19 protein-coding genes, 1 pseudogene and 1 riboswitch are annotated in these 16,934 nt (G+C 54.8%); of the genes and pseudogenes, 8 read left to right on the forward strand and 12 right to left on the reverse strand.

Annotated features, from left to right (window positions below; genetic code table 11):
* Nucleotides 1–41: 41 nt before the first annotated feature.
* Nucleotides 42–1,055, reverse strand: a complete 1,014-nt coding sequence (locus QMQ05_RS16590; RefSeq protein ID WP_345471863.1) for an AEC family transporter — start codon at nucleotides 1,053–1,055, stop codon at nucleotides 42–44.
* A gap of 198 nt (nucleotides 1,056–1,253) precedes the next feature.
* On the opposite strand from QMQ05_RS16590, the gene QMQ05_RS16595 reads away from it, so the two are divergent.
* The gene (locus QMQ05_RS16595) at nucleotides 1,254–2,018 is read left to right on the forward strand and encodes an SDR family oxidoreductase (RefSeq protein ID WP_345471865.1); all 765 of its coding nucleotides are present in this window, start codon (nucleotides 1,254–1,256) and stop codon (nucleotides 2,016–2,018) included.
* An 8-nt stretch (nucleotides 2,019–2,026) separates the two neighbouring features.
* Entirely contained in the window at nucleotides 2,027–2,392 is a 366-nt protein-coding gene (locus tag QMQ05_RS16600; protein ID WP_345471867.1) for a hypothetical protein, read from the forward strand.
* On the opposite strand, the gene QMQ05_RS16605 is transcribed toward QMQ05_RS16600, so the two are convergent.
* The 3 genes from QMQ05_RS16605 to QMQ05_RS16615 form a co-directional block, all read right to left on the reverse strand.
* Complete coding sequence (locus tag QMQ05_RS16605; protein WP_345471869.1) at nucleotides 2,389–2,829, reverse strand: SRPBCC family protein; 441 nt, start codon at nucleotides 2,827–2,829, stop codon at nucleotides 2,389–2,391. The genes QMQ05_RS16600 and QMQ05_RS16605 overlap by 4 nt on opposite strands.
* An 86-nt stretch (nucleotides 2,830–2,915) precedes the next feature.
* On the reverse strand, nucleotides 2,916–3,173 hold the full coding sequence (locus QMQ05_RS16610; RefSeq protein ID WP_345471871.1) for a hypothetical protein: 258 nt from the start codon (nucleotides 3,171–3,173) through the stop codon (nucleotides 2,916–2,918).
* An 86-nt stretch (nucleotides 3,174–3,259) separates the two neighbouring features.
* A complete protein-coding gene (locus QMQ05_RS16615; protein ID WP_058256541.1) occupies nucleotides 3,260–3,712 on the reverse strand; it encodes a MarR family winged helix-turn-helix transcriptional regulator in 453 nt (150 codons plus the stop codon).
* A gap of 114 nt (nucleotides 3,713–3,826) precedes the next feature.
* On the opposite strand from QMQ05_RS16615, the gene QMQ05_RS16620 reads away from it, so the two are divergent.
* Nucleotides 3,827–4,828 (forward strand): pirin family protein, encoded by a 1,002-nt coding sequence (locus QMQ05_RS16620; RefSeq protein ID WP_345471873.1) that lies wholly within the window; start codon nucleotides 3,827–3,829, stop codon nucleotides 4,826–4,828.
* Nucleotides 4,829–4,845: 17 nt separating this feature from the next.
* A complete protein-coding gene (locus QMQ05_RS16625; RefSeq protein ID WP_345471875.1) occupies nucleotides 4,846–5,178 on the forward strand; it encodes a GNAT family N-acetyltransferase in 333 nt (110 codons plus the stop codon).
* On the opposite strand, the gene QMQ05_RS16630 is transcribed toward QMQ05_RS16625, so the two are convergent.
* The 5 genes and pseudogenes from QMQ05_RS16630 to QMQ05_RS16650 form a co-directional block, all read right to left on the reverse strand.
* A complete protein-coding gene (locus tag QMQ05_RS16630; protein ID WP_345471877.1) occupies nucleotides 5,175–5,735 on the reverse strand; it encodes an MFS transporter in 561 nt (186 codons plus the stop codon). The genes QMQ05_RS16625 and QMQ05_RS16630 overlap by 4 nt on opposite strands.
* Nucleotides 5,736–5,832: 97 nt before the next feature.
* Nucleotides 5,833–6,561 (reverse strand): annotated as a pseudogene (locus QMQ05_RS16635) (MFS transporter); the annotation flags it as partial.
* A gap of 22 nt (nucleotides 6,562–6,583) precedes the next feature.
* On the reverse strand, nucleotides 6,584–7,327 hold the full coding sequence (locus QMQ05_RS16640; RefSeq protein WP_345474798.1) for a ZIP family metal transporter: 744 nt from the start codon (nucleotides 7,325–7,327) through the stop codon (nucleotides 6,584–6,586).
* Nucleotides 7,328–7,387: 60 nt separating this feature from the next.
* Nucleotides 7,388–8,743 (reverse strand): replicative DNA helicase, encoded by a 1,356-nt coding sequence (gene dnaB, locus QMQ05_RS16645; RefSeq protein WP_334121363.1) that lies wholly within the window; start codon nucleotides 8,741–8,743, stop codon nucleotides 7,388–7,390.
* 654 nt (nucleotides 8,744–9,397) lie between these two features.
* Complete coding sequence (locus QMQ05_RS16650) at nucleotides 9,398–9,898, reverse strand: flavin reductase family protein (RefSeq protein WP_345471879.1); 501 nt, start codon at nucleotides 9,896–9,898, stop codon at nucleotides 9,398–9,400.
* A gap of 96 nt (nucleotides 9,899–9,994) precedes the next feature.
* A riboswitch (SAM riboswitch) is annotated at nucleotides 9,995–10,112 on the reverse strand.
* Between the two features lie 375 nt (nucleotides 10,113–10,487).
* Here QMQ05_RS16650 and QMQ05_RS16655 point away from each other — a divergent pair.
* From QMQ05_RS16655 to QMQ05_RS16670, 4 genes are all read left to right on the forward strand, one after another.
* The gene (locus QMQ05_RS16655; RefSeq protein ID WP_345471881.1) at nucleotides 10,488–12,095 is read left to right on the forward strand and encodes a long-chain-fatty-acid--CoA ligase; all 1,608 of its coding nucleotides are present in this window, start codon (nucleotides 10,488–10,490) and stop codon (nucleotides 12,093–12,095) included.
* Between the two features lie 16 nt (nucleotides 12,096–12,111).
* On the forward strand, nucleotides 12,112–12,528 hold the full coding sequence (locus tag QMQ05_RS16660; RefSeq protein WP_345471883.1) for a PaaI family thioesterase: 417 nt from the start codon (nucleotides 12,112–12,114) through the stop codon (nucleotides 12,526–12,528).
* 46 nt (nucleotides 12,529–12,574) lie between these two features.
* Nucleotides 12,575–13,159 carry a dihydrofolate reductase family protein gene (locus QMQ05_RS16665; protein ID WP_345471885.1) on the forward strand — a complete coding sequence of 195 codons (585 nt, stop codon included), beginning with the start codon at nucleotides 12,575–12,577 and terminating at the stop codon, nucleotides 13,157–13,159.
* A gap of 117 nt (nucleotides 13,160–13,276) precedes the next feature.
* Nucleotides 13,277–14,170 (forward strand): hypothetical protein, encoded by an 894-nt coding sequence (locus tag QMQ05_RS16670; RefSeq protein WP_345471887.1) that lies wholly within the window; start codon nucleotides 13,277–13,279, stop codon nucleotides 14,168–14,170.
* A gap of 65 nt (nucleotides 14,171–14,235) precedes the next feature.
* Here QMQ05_RS16670 and QMQ05_RS16675 read toward each other — a convergent pair whose 3' ends face one another.
* The 3 genes from QMQ05_RS16675 to rplI all read right to left on the reverse strand — a co-directional run bounded on the left by QMQ05_RS16675 (nucleotide 14,236) and on the right by rplI (nucleotide 16,932).
* Nucleotides 14,236–15,753, reverse strand: coding sequence for an acetyl-CoA hydrolase/transferase family protein (locus QMQ05_RS16675; RefSeq protein WP_434063158.1), 1,518 nt, complete (start codon nucleotides 15,751–15,753; stop codon nucleotides 14,236–14,238).
* 184 nt (nucleotides 15,754–15,937) lie between these two features.
* The gene (locus QMQ05_RS16680; RefSeq protein ID WP_345471889.1) at nucleotides 15,938–16,243 is read right to left on the reverse strand and encodes a helix-turn-helix domain-containing protein; all 306 of its coding nucleotides are present in this window, start codon (nucleotides 16,241–16,243) and stop codon (nucleotides 15,938–15,940) included.
* A gap of 230 nt (nucleotides 16,244–16,473) precedes the next feature.
* Nucleotides 16,474–16,932, reverse strand: coding sequence for a 50S ribosomal protein L9 (gene rplI, locus QMQ05_RS16685; RefSeq protein WP_058256553.1), 459 nt, complete (start codon nucleotides 16,930–16,932; stop codon nucleotides 16,474–16,476).
* Nucleotides 16,933–16,934: the final 2 nt, after the last annotated feature.

The following is a 16,934-nucleotide window of genomic DNA, read 5'->3' on the forward strand; positions in this document are numbered from 1 at the left end:
TGGATGTAGTCGCGGGCCGAGTTCCATCGGCCCGCGACTACTTATTTCAAGACCAGTTGCGCGAGCACCGGAAGTGCAATGACAGATAGAAGGCAGGTGATCACAATGGCCACGGCGGTAGGTTCGCCATTGCCTGTGTCATTGTGCGCCATGATGTAGGCGGTGGCACTGACTGGCATGGCGGCCATGAGCACTGCCGCGTTGAACCAGATGCGATCCAGCTGTGGCGCGAAAAGCTGGAGCATCACTACGGTCAGAAGCGGTAGCGCTACGAGCTTGCCAATAATCATCACCAGCATCGACGACTTGGCCCGGACGGTCGATGCTTGATCCTCCACCGCTTCCGCGTTCCTTGCTGCACGGGAGCGTTCAATGGTTCGCTTCAGTGACATGCCGATAACAAAAAGTGCTCCAGGAGCCGCCGCTGCGGAGAGCAGGTCAATCGTGTCATCAATAGGTCCGGGCACATGAACTCCCGTGAGCACCACGGCACCACCAATGACCATCGCCCAGGTCACCGGGCTGTAAAGCAGTGCGCTTCGGATGGTTCGAAGCAACCGCGACCCACTGGCGGGATGTTGCTCGGCATGGGCTCCGGTTGGCAACATGATCTGCGCAAGAATCGGGAAGCCCACCATGAAGATGATGTTGTGCACCAGTTGACCCATCCCAGCCGCAAAACCTGCTTCCGGCCCCATCACCCCGATGATCACCGGAATTCCAAGGTATGAGACATTACCAAAACTCGTGGTGAGCATTCCGGCGAGCGCGCGTTGTGGACCCACACGCAGTAAATATCTGAAGAATGCCCAACTCATCACCGCGAAGAGTAGTGTTGCCGCGATGCTAATCCCGAGAAATGAGAACGGCACTCCGTCACTAATATCGGCGCGGGCCACTACTTTATAGAGCAATGCAGGTAAGGCCACATAGAACACGAAGACGTTCAGTGCCGGCTCCACGGAAGCAGGAAACTTAGGTGCATAACTCGTGCCAAAGCCAATGAGCATGATGAAGAACAGTGGCAGAACACCGTAAAGCACGTCGAGGAACACAAGTCTCCTTTGAGGGTTGATCGGCCAATTTCCTGTGGGCCGAACAAATTAAGCCTAGTAGCTTGGATTGCTTCTGCCCTAGTGCACCCCGAATGACACGCAATATCTACTATCTCGACTGTGCATTCTGAGCCGGTATTCCTAGGATGAGAGTACGCACGTTGCACCAATGCCGATGGAACCTTGCAAGGAGAAATAATGTCCCAGTCCCCTCAGATAAACGAGGCAACTCGCACCGTCGTGATCACGGGTGCCGGTTCTGGCATTGGACGTGCCACCGCCCGTTTGCTCTTGTCTCAGGGATGGAATGTTGTCCTCGCCGGACGCACCAAGTCCACCTTGGAGGAAACTGCGCAGTCTCATCCCTCGGCACTGGTCATCCCCACAGATGTCACGGATGCCAGCGCCGTTGATGAACTCTTCTCTGCGGCCCAGCAGCGTTTTGGCTCCGTCGATGTGCTCTTTAATAACGCAGGAGTTTTTGGTCCTTCGGTTTCCATCGACCAGTTGAGCCCCGAGCAGTGGGACCAGGTGTGTCAGATTAATCTGACTGGTGCCATCAATGCAGCCCGTAGCGCCTTTGCACACTTCAAGGCTCATGGTGGTGGCCGCATCATTAATAATGGGTCGATCTCCGCCCAGGTCCCCCGCGTGAATTCGGTGGCGTATACGGTGACCAAACATGGGATCGCGGGACTAACTAAAGCGTTGGAGCTTGATGGCCGCCCCTATCAGATCCGGGCGACGCAGCTAGATATCGGCAATACGGCCAGCGACTTGCTCGATGACTTTGGTGCCAACGATGGGGCCCTGCAGCCCAGTGGCCAACGAATTGTTGAGCCAACGTTCCCCCTCGAGCAGGCTGCCGAAGCCATCGCCTACATCGCTGGGTTACCTTTGGGAACCTCTATCAATCAGTTCACCATCACCGCCGGTGGCATGCCGTATATCGGACGAGGTTAGGAAGGCCCATGAAAGTAGAGATACCAGCAACCTGCGGCAATGCTCCTCGCCATCAAATTATTACCGACGTAATTACCGCCGTTCATGACCAAGACGTATCGGTACTTGAGCAGTGGTTCTCCGAAGATATTCAGTGGGAAATCATCGGAAGAACAACCTTGGTGGGCGTGGATTCAGTGCGCGAATGGATACTTGCAACGCCGACGACTGACTCCCTGCAATTTTTCAGCGTTCTAACCCACGGCAAGGAAGGGAGCACCGATGGTCAAAGCTACGATCAGCAAAAGTCGGTGACTCACTTTAGCCATGTGCTGAAGTTTGCTTCTGCGGGCAAAGCCGCAAAAATCAAGGAGATCCGAAGCTATTTTGTTTAGAAGTACTCGGAGAGTAGTGCTTCGAGCTTACCCAGGGCTGAATGCCAGGCTTTAGTACTGGAATCCACTACTTCATAAGGCAACGGTCCCTGAGTCAGCGTCAGCATGGTCTGACCGGCGAATTCCTTGAATTCGATACGAGTTTCAATGACTAGGTCCAAGGTCATCTCATGTGGGCCATCGGCACTGACCAAGCACTCATATTCGTCAAATGAGGTAATGACGGCCTTGAGTGGAACCATCGCCTCTGGGTTCTCAATTTGAACCATTTCTAGTTCATGGCGACCGCCAACTTTGGCTTCGAAGACAACCGATTCTTCATTGACGCTCCACCCTTGTGGCCCCCACCATTGGACAATGATTTCGGGTTCCACGAAAGCTGCCCAAACAGCTGTTTTTGGGGCGGAAAACTGTCGTGCAATCACCAGTTCAGTCATCGATTCCATGAGTTCAATGGTATCGCGACAAACTTAGCTCACCACACGCCAACCTTTGTTCTTCCGGCCTGCACGAAGTGACGTTGTTACTGGGGGCGACGGCGTGGTTCCATGCGGCTGACCGTGTACAAAGTCTGCTCATCGGGCTGAGTTCCTGCAGCTTCATGAGCTGCTTTGACCTTCATTGCACGGTCCCACTTGGCGCGTTCACGTGGGCTCAAAACCACACGACGTTCTGCTGGGCCGAAGATGCTCAAACCCAAGTACTTCAGGCGCCAGAGAATGCGGTATCCGGTGCTCAGGCCAGTGGTATCGGTGATGATTGGCAGCGGCGATTCATCCATGAGGGTGATCCTTTGCAGTACGCGTATTCGGTCGTGTTCCTGTTACCAGTATACGTTATTAGTTGGTGCACCAACTAAATTTTTAATCACACCTTCGGAGCGTTTCCACCGGCGTCAATCAAGTGATCTAAAATCCCTCTGAGCTCAACAACTTCCTTCTCGGATAGCTGCAGCCGCGCCATCATCTCCACGGGCACGTTCAATGCGTCCTTGCGAAGTTCTGCACCCTTGGCAGTGGGTTGCAGGATAACCGCCCGTTCATCTTGCGGGTTTTTGGCTTTGTCCACCAGCCCGGCAGCTTCCAGCCTTTTCACCAAAGGCGACAGGGTTCCAGGATCTAGATGCAACTGCTCACTGAGTTCACGAGCACTCATCGGCCCTGAGTCCCACAACGCCAGCATCACCAAATACTGCGGATGTGTCAGACCCAAAGGGTCCAGCACAGGCTTGTAGGCGGAAATCACCGTTCTCGAAGCGACCGCTAGACCAAAGCACACTTGTCTTTCCAGTTTGAGAAGATCCTCGGCCTGTTGGCTCATACCGTCCACGTTGCTGCAAACTCCTTAAATGGGACACTACCGGTGTATCGATCGTACCCCTGTCTTGAACAGTTTCTTGTGGCCAAAATTTTGCGCAGTGCATAACCTTGGCACATGAGCAATCTGGAGCACAGCCCCGCTGAAATCGACTGTTGCAAAGTCGCGTCCCACGCTGAGGTTGAAATCCTCACTCCCCGTGAAGTCCCCTTGGGCGGCCCACGCGCCATGACAGTCTTCCGCACCCTGCCGCAAAAGCAACGCAGCCTCATTGGCGCATGGTGCTTCCTGGACCACTATGGTCCCGACGACGTTAAAGCCACCGGTGGCATGAACGTTCCACGCCACCCACATACCGGCCTACAAACTGTCTCATGGTTGTTCACTGGAGGAATCAACCACTTGGATTCGGCAGGGTTCAAAGCCACCGTGCGTCCTGGCGAGGTTAACCTCATGACCGCCGGACATGGCATTAGCCATTCAGAAATTCTCACAGATGACACCACCATCTTGCATGGTGCCCAGCTGTGGACTGCGTTGCCAGACCACGCTCGAAACATGGAACATACTTTTGAGAACTACCGGCCCGAGCCTCTTCACGGTGACAACTGGTCAATCTCGGTATTCCTGGGCAGTTATGAAATCGCCGGACAACGATCCACGTCCCCGGTCATCACCCACACCGAACTCGGTGGCGCGGAACTACGTTTGGCACCGAACACCGAGATCCAGGTACTCGTCCCGGAACATCATGAGCATGGAGTCCTAGTAGATTCAGGCACCCTCAATGTTAACGGGCAGCAGTTGGCCCCACGAGAACTCGGCTTCGTGCGGGCTGGATGTAAAACTCTGCGTTTAGCCTCCGGCGATGAGCCGGTGCTGGCTTTGCTTATCGGCGGCGAACCGCTGAATGAGGACATTTTGATGTGGTGGAACTTTGTGGGCCGTACCCATGAAGAGGTCCTTGCCTTCCGTGCACAATGGCAAGCAGAAATCGGAGCCGAACCGGGCGATGCCAGTGAAGATCGTTTTGGGCCGTTTCCACCCAACACTCCAGCGGCCTTACCTGCCCCAACCCTGCCCACTGTTCGCCTGCGCCCTCGCGTCAACCCGTCCTGAAACTAAGGAAACCGATTATGAGTGAAATCAAACCAGTATCGCTTCTAGAACGCAGGCGTTTCGCCCTCGAAGACGATGGCATGATCATTGGAGCTGCGCACTTCCGCGACTTTGAAGGTGCTACCGGTATCGAACGGATCTTTTTCCACACCACCGTGGATGAGGAATATGGCGGGCAGGGGCTGGCTAGCACGATGGTGAAGTTCGCATTAGAGAACACCATTGCCAGCGGAGCGAAAATTGTGGCCGTATGCCCGTACGTCAAAAACTACGTGGCCAAACACCGCGAATACGACCAGCACCTCGTTCAGCCAACCAAGGCTCACCTGGACATCTTGCCGCGCGACTAATCGGCTAAAGAAACTGGTCTTCCCTTGGTCCGTGGGGAAATGACGATCAAGATCAGGATCAACACCAAGCTGAAGGTGAAGACGGAAACGAACCCGGTACCGGCAGCGGCCATCGCAAAGATGACACCGCCGATGGCCGTGGCCCCGGCATTGCCCAACGAGTCTGCCACGGACATGGCTGAGGAGTTAAAACCCTGTTCTTCCTTGGCTGATAGGGCGAGCATGTTGACGTTTTGCCGGGGAAAGATCATTCCCATACCAAATCCACCCACGGCCCAGCCACACACCAGCACGATCACCGGCGGGTGGAAGATCGCGGTGGCCAATGCAGTGGCTATGGCCACGCTCCCGGCCACGGCTCCCAAGGTAATGCACGTCGAGGAAGAGACCCGCTCCCCCAATTTTCCTTGCAGCCATGAACCCACCGACCAGCACAGTGCCGACGCGGTCAAAATCAGACCGGCCCGATCCGGGGCAAGGAAGTACTCCTCGCGCAACAGGTACGGCAGGTAAACCTCCACACCAAAGAAAGCACCGGTAATGAAAATCCTGGTCATGATGGTTGCTGGCAAACCACGGCTGACCTTGAATGTTCCACGGGGGTAACAGTGGGCGAATGGCCACCAACGCCACCAACAGGGCCAATGCGAGACCGATCAGTGAGAACCTGCTGTTCGAGTTGCCCATGAGGTTCATCGAGATCACGGCAAGACCGGTAAGCCCGGCGAGCGCCAGGCGCTTGAGTGATACCGGACCGAGATCTTTATTGCGCACAGAGTCCAGTGATTTGAGTACCGGAATCATGGCGCAGAAGGACACCACCACCAAAACGGCGACACCCGAAAAGACCCAACGCCACCCAAGGTGCACTGCCATGAGGCCGGCCAGCCACGGTCCAACCATCGCTGGCAGTACCCACGCAGTAGCGAAGAGCGCAAAGATTTTTGAATGCAAGTGCCCAGGGTAAGCGCGAGCAATGAGTACGTAGATGGCCACCGTAATGGCTCCACCACCGACACCCTGCAGAATCCGCCCACCAATGAGTGTCTGCATATTTGCTGCCGAACCACAGATCAATAAGCCCGCACAGAAGATCGCGACGCTGATGAATAAGGGGTATTTTGGCCCCCAGCGGTCGGTCACTTCCCCGGCGGCCACCATGCCCAGCATCCCGCTAGCAATCGGCGCAGCAAAGGCCAGCGCAAAATAGCGTTGACCATCAAGCAGTTCGCTGACCATCGGCATGACGGTGGTGACGGCCATGGATTCGAAGGCCACGAGGAACACCAGAATAAACATGCCCATGGTGGTGGCCAAGAATTGTGGTGCATAGATGGTGTCTGTAGCGGGCGCAGGGGTGTGACTACTACGGTTTAGGGGCATGGACTAATCATGCCAGCTTTTCCTAACCGCCTAGCACGTGCAAGACAAAGGCCGAAAGGAAGCCACCGGTAACCAACAATCCGGTGAAGTCATGTTCCACAGCGTAAGCTTCGGGAATCATCGTGTCGGCAATCATCGTTAGAATCCCGCCGGCTGCCACTGCAGTGGCGAAAGCCAGAACTTCTTCAGGCATGGATGCCATGACCAACGCCCCAAAGAAGGCGGCCAGCCCACTCGCAAGCGTAATGGATCCCCACAGCAGGACAATCGATGTCCCTTTGCGTCCGGCACTTTTCATCGCAGCGGTGCTGGCAAGGCCCTCGGGAACGTTGGAAATAAAAATGGCAATGAGCATAGCGGGGTTGATACTGGCACCGGTCACCACGCTCAACCCCAGGGCCACCGATTCAGGGATGCCATCAATTAAGGCCCCGACGGCTAATGCGGTTCCGGAGGACTCACTGTCCCCAGCGTTGACTGTAGATTGCGGTCGCTTTTTGGTGCGCCAGTCCAATAGTCGGTTTGCCGAGAAGTACAACGCTGCACCAACCAGTACGCCGGCTACCGTGGCTACAAGTCCGCCAGTTTCAAAGGCCTCAAGTACAAGTTCAAAACTCAGCGCACTGACCAGCACTCCTGCACCGAAGGCCATAATTGCGCAGACCCAAACTTTTGGGATTTTCAGCCACCACGCGGCGCCAGAACCCAGTAACAGGGCCGAGCCTGCCACTGTGCCCCAAAGCAAAGCCTGCAAAGAAGCGAACATGGCACCCACTATAGCCAGCAAGTCACCGTCTTAGTAGGTGCCATGTTAGTTCAGCAGGGCTTAACCGTCAGAGGACATATTGCTGAAGCGTGAGTAGTGGCCTTGGAATGCCACGGTGATGGTCTTCGTGGGACCGGCACGGTGCTTCGCGATGATCACGTCGGCTTCACCCGGGCGGTTTTCCTTGTCGTAGACGTCGTCACGGTGCAACAGGATCACCATGTCGGCGTCCTGCTCAATGGAACCGGACTCACGAAGGTCCGAGACCATTGGCCTCTTGTCAGTTCGCTGTTCAGAACCACGGTTCAGCTGGGACAAGGCAATTAGTGGAACGTCGAGTTCTTTAGCCAACAGCTTGAGGTTACGCGAAAACTCGGAAACTTCCTGCTGGCGTGATTCCACGCGCTTACCTGAGCTCATCAGCTGCAGGTAGTCAAGGATGATCATGCGCAACTCGTTGCGCTGTTTCAGGCGACGGCACTTGGCACGAATTTCCATCATGGACATGTTCGGCGAATCATCGATGAACAGTGGCGCTTCGTTCAAACGCCCCATGGTGGTGGCAATCTTGGTCCACTGGGCATCTTCCACCGAACCTTTACGCAGATCCTGGAGCTGGATCGAGGCTTCGGCGGAAAGCAGGCGCATCGCAATTTCATTGCGACCCATTTCCAAGGAGAAGAAGACGGTAGCCATGTTGTTCTTAATGGCTGCAGAGCGGGCGAAGTCCAACGCGAAGGTTGATTTACCTACTGCAGGACGGGCAGCGATGATGATCATCTGCCCACCCTTCAGGCCCTGGGTCAGTTCGTCGAATTCGTAGAATCCGGTAGGGACACCGGTGATGCCATCTCCTGCGTTGGCGGCGTTTTCGATTTCATCGACAGTGCCTTCGATAATGTCCGAAAGGCGTACGTAGTCTTCGCTGCTGCGGTTTTCTGCAACTTTGTAGACCTCGGCCTGCGCTTCATTAACGATGGCATCAACTTCACCGTCGGGTGAGTAGCCCATTTGGACAATGCGCGTTCCGGCATCAACGAGGCGACGCAGCACGGCGCGTTCGCGCACGATTTCTGCATAGTAGCCAGCGTTAGCTGCGGTAGGTACCTGCTGAATAAGGTTGTGAAGGTACGCGGCACCGCCTACGCGGGAAATTTCGCCACGCTTGGTCAGTAGGTCAGCCACGGTCACGGCATCGGCAGGTTCGCCTCGACCGTACAAGTCGATGATGGCTTCGTAAATGGATTCGTGGGCCGGACGGTAGAAGTCGGTTCCTCGCAACGCCTCCACAACGTCGGCGATGGCGTCCTTGGATAGCATCATGCCGCCGAGCACAGACATTTCAGCTTCGACATCCTGCGGCGGTTTGCGCCCTGCGTCGGATTCTCGTCCCTCGTAAACCGGCTCAGCACTCATTGCAGACACTTCCATCCCCTCTTGACCGCACTGGGAAAGATCTTCCATGCCAGGCGGCCACGTTTCATCTTGTCAGTTGATACCGACAGTTTGATGGAAAACGTCTGTGGATATTTCTGTCCCAAGGCCAACAGTAGGGCTGATATTTAGCCACGTAAACCTCATTATCCACAGCTTCTGTGCATAACGCACTCTCACTTGTGGATTAGCCTGTTTACTATCTGGGGAGAACTCTGTGGATTACCGCCATATTTTAATCATTACTAGCTACTGACTAGGCATTATACGTTGTCACAGTTGTGGACAGAAAGTTATTTTATTGAAGATAACGCTATGTCCCCAGAAGTTATCAACAAGCAAAAATGCCCGAAATTCAGGGTTTTTCGCCTTTTATACACGGTTCCACACAATCTACCCACAAGTGTGTGGATAAACATGTGGATACACCCATGATCACAAAAGACTTAGTCACCAGCTTTAAATTGAACTGGATCAACCCCAGATGAACAGTAGTCCACATTTTTGCGTCGGTTCCCTCGTTCGCACCGTGGATAACCCTTTGCCGGGTTCAACGTGCTCAATAATCAACAAGGCTCGGTGGGGATCACTGTTGTGATCCGCACCGAGCCTCGCGCAAGCTACTTACCGGAGGGGTTAGACGAGCTCAGGAACTGGGATGGAATGAAATCGAGAATCATGGAAGATCTGTGGGGAGTGCTGCGATACGTGATGCCCATGCACCTCCAAAAGCACAACCCAGTGATCTCCTGCTTCAACTTCGTTGTAAATTGAGGTCTCCAGCCACAAGGTGGACTCTTCGACAAATAGTGCGCCCTCTTCAGAGGTCACGGTATTGATACCACGGAAACGGTCACCGTTCTTCGAAGCAATCTGCGCGCACACGCCATCATTCTGATCACTGAGCACCGAAACCCCAATATGGCTAGCGGCACGCAGTTTCGGCCACGTATTAGACGACTTCTGGACTGCAAACATTACCAATGCAGGTTCCAGTGAAACTCCGACAGTGAATGACGATGCAACGATTCCGGTCTTAACACCGTCAATCTTTGCACACAGAGCAGCAACACCTGAGGGGTGCTGAGCGAAAACCTTACGCAACGATAACGGGTCAAGTTCACGATTTAATGACATGGCTCGATTCCTTCGGGTCTTGCCCACTGCGCCAGACCCAGTGGACGTTGTGATTCGGGATGAACCGAACTAGTTCCCACTGAGGTTTCACGCCGTGCGCGGTACTTGTTCCGACACCATTTAGTGCAGAACCGAATCCTCACCTGGAGCACCCCACTACCGTTGAGAGGGTTGCCGATCAGCAAGCCAGGGCTCTTAGCTGATGCTCTTGATTCTGTTTAAAACGATATGGCTCATGACGAAGCACCGTCAAACAAATGACTTCGCAAATCGCAATATTCAACAAAATATTCGACATCGATACCCCTTTGACTATCCCGCACAGTCTTTTATTCGCGAAATCACCCGCATCTAAGGCTTTTCGTAGTCATCGACCATGTGATGTAAGTCGTAACGCATTAACTTATGACAGACCACCGACCTCACCAATCCGCGAACCGTCACCGCTATTTCTCATCCACTCGCCGATATGAAACTACGTTTCTAACTTTGACGCTGAGGTTCATGTAAGGATAAGGATTACAGTGTTCCGGGTCACACCAATACTGTCTGCCACCGTTGCCAGAGAAGATGAATGAAGGATGCCTCCATGGTCAATATTCATGCCAACCATTCCGAACTAACTCCGTTGCGCTTCCTTGAACGCTCCGCCGAGGTTTATCCAAAGAAGACTGCCATTGTGCATGGCACGCGTAGTTATAACTATCGAGAATTCGAAGGCTTGGTCCATCGTTTCGCTCAGGTCCTGGCCGAACGCATCAACCCCGGTGACCGGGTGGCGGTGCTGGCACCGAACACCCCGGAAATGCTGATGGCACACTATGCGGTACCGCTAGCTGGCGGAGTGCTCATCGCACTCAACACCCGGTTATCCGCCCATGAACTGCAGTACATCATGGATCATTCCGAAGCGAAGCTATTGTTTGCGGACACGGAACTACTAGAAAACACTAAAAACCTGCGGCGGGAAAATCCGACCCTGCAGGCACTCATTGAAATCACCGATGACCAGTACACCGGCGCGCGCCCTCACGTAGACGTTGATGGCACGCTCCAAGAACTCCTAGCCACGGCCAGCGATGAACAACTTCCTTACGCAATCGCCGATGAGCGGGCACCAATAACTTTGAACTACACCTCGGGCACTACGGGCAAACCCAAGGGCGTACTCTACTCACACCGTGGCAGCTACTTGAACTCATTGGGCGAAGCACACCATCAAGGCTTCACCTCAGCAACTCGATACCTGTGGACCCTGCCCATGTTTCACTGCAACGGTTGGTGTACCCCGTGGGCCGTCACCGCCGCCGGAGGAACCCACTTGTGCCTGCGCGGGGTTCGTGAAGAACCAGTCTGGGACGCTATCGAAAACTTAGGAACAACGCATCTGTGCGGAGCACCAACAGTTTGCTCCATTATTGCCGACTCCCCTCTGGCCCATCAGCTTGATGCTCCCCTACGCATTACTACCGCCGGAGCACCGCCTTCGCCGGCTATCATCTCAAAGCTGCAAAAACTCGGCATTGAGGTGGTCCACGTTTACGGTTTGACCGAAGTGTACGGACCTTACACGGTCTGCGAATTCCAAGAGGAATGGGAGCAACTAGAGCCGACTGAACGCGCGGCAAAGCTTTCTCGACAAGGCGTCGGTATGATCACCGCTGAATCTGCACGCATCGTGGATGAGAACATGAACGATGTACCAGCCGACGGGCAGAGTATGGGTGAAATAGTCTTGCGTGGCAATAACGTCATGATTGGTTATTACCGTGACGAAATAGCCACCCAGCAAGCCTTCGCCGGGGGCTGGTTCCACACCGGGGATCTTGGAGTGATGCACCCCGATGGTTATATCCAGGTCCGCGACCGGGCCAAGGACATCATCATCTCTGGTGGCGAGAACATCTCAACCATCGAAGTAGAACAAGCCTTAGCCTCCCACCCAGAAGTCCTCGATTTAGCAGTCATTGGCCTGGCCGATGAAAAGTGGGGCGAACGACCGGTCGCCTATGTCATCCGCAGTAAAGGTTCCAATCTCCAGGCCGAAGAGCTGATCAGTTTTGCTCGAGAAAAACTGGCCGGCTACAAGGTTCCACGCACCATCATCTTCCCGCAAGATTTGCCGAGGACTTCAACAGGTAAGGTGCAAAAGAATGTATTACGAGCCCAAGCGCTAGAACAACTGCACGGCGCCTAACACTTTTGGAGTACCAATGAGTTCCCCGGAACAACGAATTCCCGACAACGACAGCCAATTTACTCAAAGTCTGGGACTGGTCTTTGACGAAATCACCGCCACCTACGTACGTGGGCACGCCGACCTAAACGAAAACCACCACACTCCGTGGGGTGTAGTTCATGGCGGGGTCTACACCTCGATGGTTGAAAGTGCTGGCAGTGTTGGAGCCAGCTACGCGGTGGCAGATCGCAACCAGTTTGCCGTCGGCGTTCACAATGCCACCGACTTCCTGCGACCTTCTACCGGGGCACAAGTACAGGTGGTGGCTACCGCGCTTTTCCAGGGACGGAACCAGCAGTTATGGGAAGTGATCATCACGGACCAGGGAACCGGAAAAGAGCTCTCGCGCGGACAATTACGCACCCAAAACGTAGATATGCCAAAGGCCTGAGCGTATCCTAGGTGGCACTTAGCGAATCAGCTTCTGGAGGCTCATCATGAGTGCCACCTATACCTTTGACGTGTTCAGCAGTCTTGATGGCTTCGGCAGTGCCGGCGGCGATTGGGGTGGCTACTGGGGCAAACAGGGACCTGAGCTGCTGGACAGGCGCATGGAATTTTATAGTTCACCCTGTCATGTGGTGTTCGGAGCCAACACCTTTCGCCTGTTCTCAAGGTTCTGGGAAGATATTGAGCAAAATCCGGAAGTTGAAGACCCGTGGGGTGTGGCCTTACATGAGCAACCAGCCACCGTCATTTCCACGACACTTCAGGAACCCCTGAATTGGCCCGATGCCACCCTAGAGCGGGACGATGCGCTAGACGTGGTGAAAAAGCTAAAAAGTAGCTCGACACTCCCCCTCAGGTCACACGGTAGTTTGGCGATGAACCATTCCCTGCTCGCCGCTGGCCTGGTGGATTTTATTCAGGTCACCATCTTCCCGGTCCTCACCGGACGCAATGGTAGTTCGCCGGTCTTCGGCGGTGTAGATGACTATGACCTTGAGCTGGTGGATTCACGCCTTCTGGATCGCAGCATCCAAGAACTTACCTACCGTCCGACTATTCATCGCCCTTCCTGAGGTGCAGCCTGAAATCTGAAAAACTCCCTGTAATACTGCTTCATTGCCTCCATTCGTGCACCGGTTAGTTATAAGTTCGTAGTTGATCAGACACGTACTTGCAGAGGTGAGAGCGCAGTGAAGAACCGTCAGAAATTTCCCATAGTTTTCAGCCTTCTCGCTGCCCTGACTCTCGTTGGGTGTTCCACCAATTCGCCATCCCTCGAAGCACCATCTTCCAGCACAGCCCCCAGCTCCGCGAGCACAGCACCAAGCTCAACGGCACTGACCGACCTTAGCGCCGACATGGTGGCCTCCGCAAGCATCCCGTCCATGTGCGGATTCCCCGCGGGCAAACTATCTAAAGGTGTCCTGCAGAAAAAACACCCCGAGTACCCCAATGCCAGCGTCCCAAGCCTTGCCGATTCAAAACTGATTGTGGCCGGGGACCTCACCGGTGACGGTGTGAAAGACCTCGCGGCAGTGTTCTATTGCGACAAAGGTGGAGTTTCTTGGCCTTCACACATCCAGCTCTTCCAGAACACCGCCAAAGGCATCGCCGCTTTAGGCAAACCCTTTCTCATGGGTGACATTACCGGTGGCGCCCGCGGGATTCCGAGCTCGCTAAAATTCGTCAACGGACAACTGGAAGTCGTTGACCGCCAGCTCTTGCCCATGGAGCCGGCGGCTGCCCCTTCAGGAAAGATCAAGGCGAGCCTGAAGTGGGACGGCAAGAAGCTGATCACCACGGAAATCCAAGATCTGGCTCACCCAAAAAATGGCACGCTCAAGACCGCCACCGTCAATGGCACCTGGTGCCAGCTGACAAAAGAGTCAAAAATCGACAACAAGGACTGCCTAGAAATCAGCTACCCACAACTCACTCAGAAGGGTGAAGATCCACGGACCCTGAGTTACTCGTCCAATAACGATTTCACCGAGTTGAGCTACTTTGATGCACCCCTGGGCGTGGTTTATCAGCCCGGAGTCAAAATCCAAGACCCGGCAAATCCTTCGGTCCCGACAGCTTAGCTAGATCAGTACCGGCTATATAACAGCCAAACTCAAGAAGTGTACGTTCGACACAGTAAGTAACTCTAGCTCGCTGGGCGCATATCTCCGGTCTGCTCAAAGCGTTGGTGCCAGCTCAGCGCCTCACCCAACAGGTGTGGAGTGTGCTTGCCGTAGCTATCCTTGCAAGCACGGTCGAAGTAGTCCTGAAGTAACGGGCGGTACTCGGGGTGTGCGCACTGATCGATGACCAGTTGGGCACGCTGCTTGGGTGAGAGGCCACGCAGGTCGGCCAGGCCCTGTTCGGTGATCAGGACCATGGTGTCGTGCTCGGTGTGGTCCACGTGGGAAGCGAACGGGACGATGCCTGAGATCTTTCCGCCTTTGGCGGTGGAAGGTGACATGAACACCGACAGGTAGCCATTGCGGGCGAAATCTCCGGAGCCGCCAATACCGTTCATGACGTGCGAACCGAGCACGTTAGTAGAGTTCACGTTGCCGTAAATATCGGCCTCAATCATGCCATTGAGGGCAATGCAGCCCAGACGTCGGATGATCTCGGGGTGGTTGGAGATTTCTTGGGCGCGCAACAAGATGCGTTCCCGGTAGTGTTCAACGTTCTTGTTGAACTCCTCAACGCCCTCAGCTGAGAGGGAGAAGCTGGTAGCCGAGGCAAACTCAATGGTGCCATCCTTGATCAGTTCCAGCATTCCGTCCTGGATGACCTCGGTGTAGGCGCTCAAACCCTTGTAGCCACCCCGGGCAAGCCCCGCGAGCACGGCATTGGCGATGTTACCCACTCCGGACTGCAATGGCAGAAGCTTTTCGGTCAGTCGGCCCGCACGGATTTCAGAATCTAGGAAGCTCAGTAGGTGATCAGCGATCTTCTCGCTGGTCTCATCCACCGGGGCGAAGGGGCTCAAGCGGTCCGGTGAGTTGGTCTGAACCACCGCGACAACCTTATTCACGTCAACATCTAGGTACTTCTGGCCAATGCGCTCACGCACCGTGCTCAAATCAATGGGCTTCCGGTGCGGAGGAAGCGCGGTGCCGTAGTAGACATCGTGCATGCCGTCCATAGCTGCGGACTGTTGTGAGTTGACCTCGATAATGACTTTGTCAGCCATCTCTAGCCACGTCTTGTTATTTCCTACGGAGCTGGAGGGAATCAGGTCGCCTTCCGCGGTGACGCCCACGACTTCCACGATGGCTACGTCAATCTTGCCGTAGAACCCAAACCATGCGTGCTGAGCGACATGGGACAGGTGGATGTCCATGTACTCCATGTTGCCGTCGTTGATGCGTCGGCGTAGCTCTGGATCGGACATATAGGGCAGGCGGAGATTCATGCCTTCGGCCTTGGCCAGTACCCCATCGAGTTCGGGAGCAGTGGAGGCGCCGGTCAGCACGTTGATCTTAAAGTCCTGACCTGCTGCGTGCTGGCGTTCCATCTGGGAAGCTAGAGCGCCGGGCACGGCTTTGGGATATCCCGCACCGGTAAAGCCACTCATGGCGACGGTCATTCCTGGTTTGATGAAGCTTGCTGCCTGTTCGGCGCTCATCAGTCGATCAGCAAAGGCCCGGTGGTGAATACGCTCGTGCAAAATAATCCCTTCGAAACATCCTTGTGACGTAGGTCTATAACCCGCATCTCATCGGAACACTTTAGTCGTTATCGAAGGAGAGATAGACCGCGGGTGGGGCTATTGCGCGATGGGTGGTAGTTTTCTCGATGAGCTGGCCTCGATTTGCGGTGGCCGGTTGCCGATGACGCGTCTCAAAGGCGGGTTAACACAAGCGGGCGTAGGCTTCGCCGCGGATCGCTGTGATCTCGATTCGAGCCTCCAGCGCCTCGATATATCGACGCAAGGTAGCCAGCTGCACGCGGTCTAGGTCGCCGGATTCCAGCTTTTTGATCCGCTCTACTGGCCACTTCAGCTGTGTGGCCAGATCAGCGTGGCTCAGTTTGGCCTCTTCACGCAGGGCCTTCAGAGTCAGCTCGCGTGGCTGCTGATGCACGGTCCGCTGGTGCTCAGCGAGCGCGGCGCGTTGCTCGTCGGTCAGTACATCTGGATCGGCATATGCAAAACCCATGTGGTCCACCATCTCCTGTCGTCGTGCTGGCTTGGGACACTGTCACCTATGAGGTTATGGGTCGGAAGCCGCATGACCAACGATGATGTTCGGAAGGTTGTGCGAAGAAGTGATGAATTATGTAAGAACCCGCAGTGTCTTTTATTCCGTGGAGTTAAACGTCAACGGGTGGCGTACATTCCTTGCGGAATGTACGCCACCCGTTGAAAAGAAGGTGCGTCTAAAAAGACTTACTTCTTTGCAGCAGCTACAACCTGCAGGCGCAGGTTTGCAACGATGTCCTCGTGTACGCGAACGGTTGCGGTGTAGTTGCCAGTCGACTTGATGTGGTCGCTGACCTCGATGTTGCGCTTGTCGATCTTACCCAGACCGGCAGCCTCTACGGCGTTAGCGATATCGATGGTCTTGACGGTGCCGAACAGGCGACCGTTAGAACCAGCCTTGATGGTGATCTTCACCGGCTGGGACTTCAGCTTAGCTGCAAGTTCCTGAGCTTCCTCAAGGTTTGCAATAGCGCGAGCAGCACGTGCAGCCTTGATCGACTCCACCTGCTTCTCACCGCCCTGGGTCCAGACGATTGCGAAACCGCGTGGCAGCAGGTAGTTACGGGCGTAGCCGTTCTTTACCTCGACAATATCGCCAGCAGCACCGAGACCGGATACTTCGTGAGTCAGAATGATCTTTGCCATTT

The sequence above is a fragment of the Glutamicibacter sp. B1 genome (assembly GCF_039602135.1).
In the GTDB taxonomy this organism is placed as follows: domain Bacteria; phylum Actinomycetota; class Actinomycetes; order Actinomycetales; family Micrococcaceae; genus Glutamicibacter; species Glutamicibacter ectropisis.